The sequence below is a fragment of the Oscillibacter sp. KLE 1728 genome (assembly GCF_934833455.1).
In the GTDB taxonomy this organism is placed as follows: Bacteria; Bacillota; Clostridia; order Oscillospirales; family Oscillospiraceae; genus Oscillibacter; species Oscillibacter welbionis.
This window is the reverse complement of the sequence record NZ_CAKVVF010000107.1, coordinates 1-5,823: the sequence shown is the minus strand read 5'-3', so window position 1 is coordinate 5,823 and position 5,823 is coordinate 1. Positions and strand designations below refer to the sequence as shown.

The window sequence follows — 5,823 nt, the reverse complement described above, 5'->3', positions numbered from 1 at the left end:
TGGGAAAGCTGCGGCTGGGGGAGATCCGCCCTGCCCATCCGCCGGAGCCGGAGGATTGGACGCCGCTGGAGCGCTCGGCAGTGCGTCTCCGTTCCCCATGGCTTCGGGAGCAGCTACACCTTGTGCCGGGCGTCCTTGTCCGGGAGGAGCAGGGGCGGCGAGAGCTGGCGGTGCCCTATGACGTGGGCCGCCCCTTTCCGCTGACCGCCTTGTTCTGCTTTGCCCATATCCGCCGTATCCATGGCCGGAGCTACGCCATCTTTGCCTTCAACGGGGAGGAGCGGCCGGTGTTCTGAGCCGTCCGGCGGACAGAGACATTTTCAGAAAATTCCAAATGATGTGTTCCACATTTCCCGGGGGTATGATATAATAACCCCAAGACGGCCGTGGCGGAGGGGCTCTCCGCCCGGCCTCAGACACGGGAAGACCTGCCGGCCGGGCGCCGGCGGAGCGTTTGGAGGTCCAGTATGAAGTGTCCCTATTGCGGTTACAGTGAGAGCAAGGTCATTGATTCCCGGCCCGCGGACGAAAACAGCAGCATCCGCCGCCGGCGGGAGTGCCTTTCCTGCGGCAAGCGATTTACCACCTATGAGACGGTGGAGAGCCTGCCTATGGTGGTGGTGAAGAAGGACGGCAGCCGCCAGAGTTTTGACCGGCGGAAGGTGCTGGGCGGCATGATCCGCGCCTGCGAAAAGCGGCCGGTGCCCTTGGCGGAGCTGGAAAAGATCGCCGAGGAGATCGAGCAGGATCTACAGAACTCCATGGAGCGGGAGATCAGCACAGAGGCCATCGGCGAAAAAGTGATGGAACGGCTGCGAAACGTGGACCAGGTGGCCTATGTCCGGTTTGCCTCCGTCTACCGCCAATTCAAGGATATCGACACCTTTATGACAGAGCTGAACAAGCTCCTGGCCGACAACCGGTGAAGGCCGTCAGAGGACGTTCTTGATATCCAGCCGCTCCGTCTCCGCCAGGAGCCGGAGCTGATCCCGCAGGTCCGAGATCTCCGCCCGGAACTCCGTCAGCTCCCGGGTGGCGGCGAAGGCCAGGGCCCGGCGGTACATGGCCTCCGCGTCATCCACCGTATCATGCCGCGCCACGATGTGGAGGTAGGTCTGGCTTTCCGACCAGTCGTCATAGCTGCCTGCCAGCGTATCCACGGCCTCGGTCCAGGCCTCTGACTGGGCTTGGGCGTCCGCCTGCTGCAGCTGCTCCCGCCAGCGGACGGTGCTGGCGGTCATGTAGGAGCTGTTCCACAGGGAAAAGACCAGGATGGCTGCCAGGATGCCGACGGATATTCCATACGCCCTCATGACTCTCGCTCCTTTCGGACGCAGAATACCTGCCCCTGTTCGTCCAGGGTCAGGAGGAAGATCTCGCGGGGAGAGGAGGCTTTTTCCCGGGACAGCTGCTTGCGCAGCCAGTTCTCGTCCCGGCCGCAGGCGGTCAGATTGCGGTGGATGACCCGCCCGTCGTTGATGATGACCATGGGCAGTGTCACGTCATCCTCCAGCCCCAGTCCCAGTTGTTCCGCCGTGGGCGGCTGCTGGGCTGTCCAGGGAAAGACGGTCAGCTGGCCGGAGTTTTCCAGCACGGCGTACTTCACGTCCTCGATGCGGGTGACGCCCTGCTCCCGCAGTTCCTCCATCAGCTCATCGATGGTAAAGCGGTTCTTCCGCATGGCGTCCTGCTGCAGCTTGCCGCCCCGGATCAGGACCGTGGGCGTCCCGCAGATCAGCGCCCGCAGCCGCAGGCTGCGGAGAGACAGCTGACTCAGCAGCAGTGACAGGGCCAGCAGCGTCAGGATCGGCAGCAGGCCAGAGAGCAGCGGAATGCCGAAGTCCTGCATGGGCACGGCGGCCAGGTCGGAGATCATCATGGTCAGCACCAGCTCGCTGGGCTCCAACTCGCCGATCTGGCGCTTGCCCATCAGGCGCATCCCGACCACAATAAGGAAATAGAGAATGATCGTTCGGACAAAGGCGGTTATCATGGCGAAAATCCCTCCGTTCCGCTAGTATCTGCCGGAACGGGATTTTTATCCGGGATAAGGCTCCCCCAGGAGGGGGAGATTCTTGTAAAGCATAGAAAGAAAATATAGAGTTATACAGCAACAGTTTTGAGAATTAATAAGAAAAAATAATGATGGATTCAAGTGTTCACAAACAATTACATTTCAAATCGGTAAACGCCGAAAACCGCAGGGAAGTTGAGGGCTTGACTGTCTTTTCTGAGCAGGCTGGTTTTATTGAGAGTGTAAGCGAGTGCTTGCGGGAGGCAGATGAATTGGAGCTGTGGCGGCCTGTTGGTATTTATGACAGCGACACGCTGATTGGTTTTGCTATGTACGGCTATTTTCCAGAGCCGGCTCCGGGACAGCTATGGCTGGATCGGCTGCTCATTGATAAAAGATATCAGGGAAAAGGATATGGAAAACAGGCGGTGCTTTCGCTTCTTGACAGATTGCATACAGAGTATCAGAGCGGCACGGTATATCTTAGCGTGTATGAGAATAATCCCCATGCAATCAAGCTTTATCAACAGATTGGTTTCCGGTTTAACGGGAAATACGATAGCAAGGGGGAACATATCATGGAGTATCATTTTTGAGAGATGTAGAGCCAGTCAACGGTCAATATGTGCTGAATCGTCTTAACAGACCTATTTAAGATGGGCTTATCAGGCGCATATTATAGTGACCGCATCAAAATCAAAAAAAGAAAAATCGCAGATGTGAAAGGAGTTTATGGGCCGCGGCCCATCACAGCGCCAGCGCCCGCCGCCAGCGGCGGGACGACGAGGGGAAGGGAGTATCGAAGGATTCGGCGGATGCCCTTCCGTGCCCACGGGCGCGTACACAGCCGGCAAATATGCGGGCAACCGCAAAACAAGGGGGCTGTGACCGTGAAGAAAGTGACAAATGACTGCGTGTTTGTCCTTTTGACCATTCATTACAGAATCTTCAGGAGGATTATCGAATATGTGCGGAATCATCGGATTTGTAGGAAACGAGCCCGCGGCCCCCATTCTGCTGGACGGCCTGGAGCGGATGGAGTACCGGGGGTATGACTCCGCCGGCGTGGCGGTGCGGTCCGAGACGGCGGGACTCCAGGTGCGCAAGACCAAGGGGCGGCTTCAGGTCTTATCCGACCTGATCCACGGCGGCGCGGACCTGGAGGGGAACCTGGGCATCGGGCATACCCGCTGGGCCACCCACGGGGAGCCCAATGACATCAACGCCCATCCCCACGTCAGCGAGAACGGGCGGATCGCCCTCGTCCACAACGGCATCATCGAAAACTATCTGGAAATCAAGGAGCACCTCATGCGCCAGGGCGTCCACTTCACCTCCGACACGGACACGGAGGTGGTGGCACAGCTGCTGGAGTTCCACTACAACGAATGCCACAACATGCTGGAGGCTGTGGGCCGCTGCCTGCGGCGGATCGAGGGGTCCTACGCCTTCGGCATCATCTGTGCGGATTACCCCAACGCCCTCATTGCCGCCCGGAAGGACAGCCCCCTCATCATCGGCTACGGTCAGAACGGCAACTTCATCGCCTCCGACGTGACGGCTGTCATCAAGTACACCCGGGACGTGGTGTACATGGACGATGGGGAGATCGCTGTCCTCACCGCCGACAGCGTGGACGTGTTTGACGACGAGCTGCTGCCGGTGGAGAAGACCCACAGTCTGGTGGACTGGGATGTGTCCGCAGCGGAGAAGGGCGGCTACGCCCACTTCATGGCCAAGGAGATCATGGAGCAGCCGGAGGCGGTCCGCAAGACCATCTCCCCCCGCATCCGGGACGGCCGTGTGGTGCTGGACGATCTGCATCTGACGGCGGAGTACGTCCGCGACCTCTCCCGGATTTACGTCATCGCCTGCGGCTCCAGCTACCATGTGGGCGTGGTGAGCAAGTACAGCTGGGAAAAGCTGCTGCGCCGCCCGGTGGAGGTGGTGCTGGCCTCCGAGTTCCGGTACTGTGATCCTCTGGTGGACGAAAAGACTCTGGTCATCGTCATCAGCCAGTCTGGAGAAACCCTGGACACTATGGCCGCCATGCGGGAGGCCAAGCGCCGGGGCGGCCGGACCCTGGCCATCGTCAATGTGGTGGGCAGCTCCATCGCCCGGGAGGCGGATGACGTGCTGTACACTTGGGCCGGGCCGGAGATCGCCGTGGCCACCACCAAGGCATACACCACCCAGCTGGTGCTGATGGATCTGGTGGGCCTCTATCTGGCGGACCTGCTGGGTATGGTGGAACAGAGCGAGTATGACACCATTCTCTCCGAGATGCAGCTGCTGCCGGAGAAGATGCGCCAGTTCCTCTCCCACACGGAGGACATCCAGTATTACGCCTCCCGGTACTTCAACCACGACTCCATCTTCTTCATCGGCCGGAACCTGGACTACGCCATGGGCCTGGAGGGTTCCCTGAAGCTGAAGGAGATCAGCTATATCCACTCGGAGGCCTACGCCTCCGGCGAGCTGAAACACGGCACCATCTCCCTGATCGAGCCGGGGACCCTGGTGGTGGCCCTGGGAACCTACGCGCCTCTCTTTGACAAAGCCATGAGCAACGTGGTGGAGGTGAAGGCCCGGGGGGCCGAGGTGCTGGCCCTGACCACCGAGGACTTCCGGGAAAAGATGGAGAAGACTGCCGACGCCACTGTCTCTGTGCCGGTGACCCATCCCATGCTCCAGCCCTCTCTGGGCGTGGTGCCCCTGCAGCTGTTCGCCTACTATGTGGCGCTCCAGCGGGGCTGTGACATCGACAAGCCCCGGAACCTCGCCAAGAGCGTGACTGTGGAATAACGAATTGCCGCCCGGACCATCTGGTCCGGGCGGTTTTTTTACTTGACTTATATAGGAAATCGATATATAATGGCGCTGTCAAAATATATAGAATATCTATATAAGGAGGAAGTCTATGGAGGCCGATAAGAGTCTGGTCAGCGGCAGCATGGCCCTGTTGGTCCTGAAGCTGCTGGAGGACGGGGACAAGTACGGCTACCAGATGACCAGCGAGCTGCGGCAGCGGTCGGAGGACGTGTTCCACCTGAAAGCGGGGACCCTGTACCCCCTCCTCCACAGCCTGGAGGAAAAGGGGCTGGTCACCGCCTACGAGCGGGAGGCCGCTGCCGGTAAGCCCCGGCGGTACTACCATCTGACAAAGGCGGGGGAGGCCGCCCTGCGGGAGAAGGAGACGGCGTGGCACACCTATGCCGATGCCGTGGGCCGTGTGCTGGGGGGAGGTGCCTGCTGTGCCGGGACCTGAGAGCGTCCGGGGCTATCTGGACGCGGTGGAGGCACAAATCCGCTGGAAGCGGGCCCGGACTGTGGCGGCCCGGGAGCTGGAAACTCATCTGGAGGAGCAGCAGGAGGAATTTCTGGCCGAAGGCCATCCGCCGGAAGAGGCGGAGCGCTTGGCAGTGGAGGATATGGGGGACCCGGTGGCCGTGGGCGCGGACCTGGACCGCCTCCACCGGCCCAGGCCCCAGTGGGGGATGCTGGGCCTGACCCTGGCGCTGCTGCTGGTGGGCGGCTGGTTGCGGTACGCCCTCACCCGAGCGGGAGCACCCTGGGATGAGGATCTGGATCCGCTGCGCTGTGCTCTGTCAGTGGTGACCGGGGCTGCTGTGCTGGTCGGAGCCTACTTCCTGGACGTCTCCCGGCTGCTGCGCTGGGCCAAGTGGGTGTACATCGGTGCGGTGATGGCGGGGGTATTGTCCCTACATCTCTCACCCAATGTCAACAACGCCTCTTATTTCACCCGGTATGTGGTGCTGTTCTATCCGGCAGTCTACGCACTGTGGCTG

At 60.6% G+C, this 5,823-nt stretch carries 8 protein-coding genes; 6 read left to right on the top strand and 2 right to left on the bottom strand.

Translation table 11 applies throughout. The features are described from left to right. Together QVE23_RS10085 and nrdR are read left to right on the top strand one after the other, a co-directional pair. Window positions 1–296 (top strand): hypothetical protein (locus tag QVE23_RS10085; RefSeq protein WP_287968128.1); only part of this gene is annotated, 296 nt, incomplete at its 5' end. 171 nt (window positions 297–467) lie between these two features. After that, on the top strand, window positions 468–926 hold the full coding sequence (nrdR, locus tag QVE23_RS10080) for a transcriptional regulator NrdR (protein ID WP_021748697.1): 459 nt from the start codon (window positions 468–470) through the stop codon (window positions 924–926). A 6-nt stretch (window positions 927–932) separates the two neighbouring features. On the opposite strand, the gene QVE23_RS10075 is transcribed toward nrdR, so the two are convergent. Both QVE23_RS10075 and QVE23_RS10070 read right to left on the bottom strand, forming a co-directional pair. Continuing rightward, complete coding sequence (locus QVE23_RS10075; protein ID WP_021748698.1) at window positions 933–1,313, bottom strand: DUF4363 family protein; 381 nt, start codon at window positions 1,311–1,313, stop codon at window positions 933–935. Further along, window positions 1,310–1,993, bottom strand: coding sequence for a DUF421 domain-containing protein (locus QVE23_RS10070; RefSeq protein ID WP_021748699.1), 684 nt, complete (start codon window positions 1,991–1,993; stop codon window positions 1,310–1,312). Before QVE23_RS10070 ends, QVE23_RS10075 begins: the two co-directional genes overlap by 4 nt. 149 nt (window positions 1,994–2,142) lie before the next feature. Here QVE23_RS10070 and QVE23_RS10065 point away from each other — a divergent pair, with 149 nt between their 5' ends. From QVE23_RS10065 to QVE23_RS10050, 4 genes are all read left to right on the top strand, one after another. Next, window positions 2,143–2,610 (top strand): GNAT family N-acetyltransferase, encoded by a 468-nt coding sequence (locus tag QVE23_RS10065; protein ID WP_021748700.1) that lies wholly within the window; start codon window positions 2,143–2,145, stop codon window positions 2,608–2,610. A 370-nt stretch (window positions 2,611–2,980) separates the two neighbouring features. Continuing rightward, entirely contained in the window at window positions 2,981–4,819 is a 1,839-nt protein-coding gene (gene glmS, locus QVE23_RS10060) for a glutamine--fructose-6-phosphate transaminase (isomerizing) (protein ID WP_021748701.1), read from the top strand. Between the two features lie 115 nt (window positions 4,820–4,934). Then, window positions 4,935–5,282, top strand: coding sequence for a PadR family transcriptional regulator (locus QVE23_RS10055; protein ID WP_021748702.1), 348 nt, complete (start codon window positions 4,935–4,937; stop codon window positions 5,280–5,282). Further along, on the top strand, window positions 5,269–5,823 hold a 555-nt coding region (locus QVE23_RS10050), incomplete at its 3' end, for a permease prefix domain 1-containing protein (protein WP_287968127.1). The genes QVE23_RS10055 and QVE23_RS10050, both read left to right, overlap by 14 nt.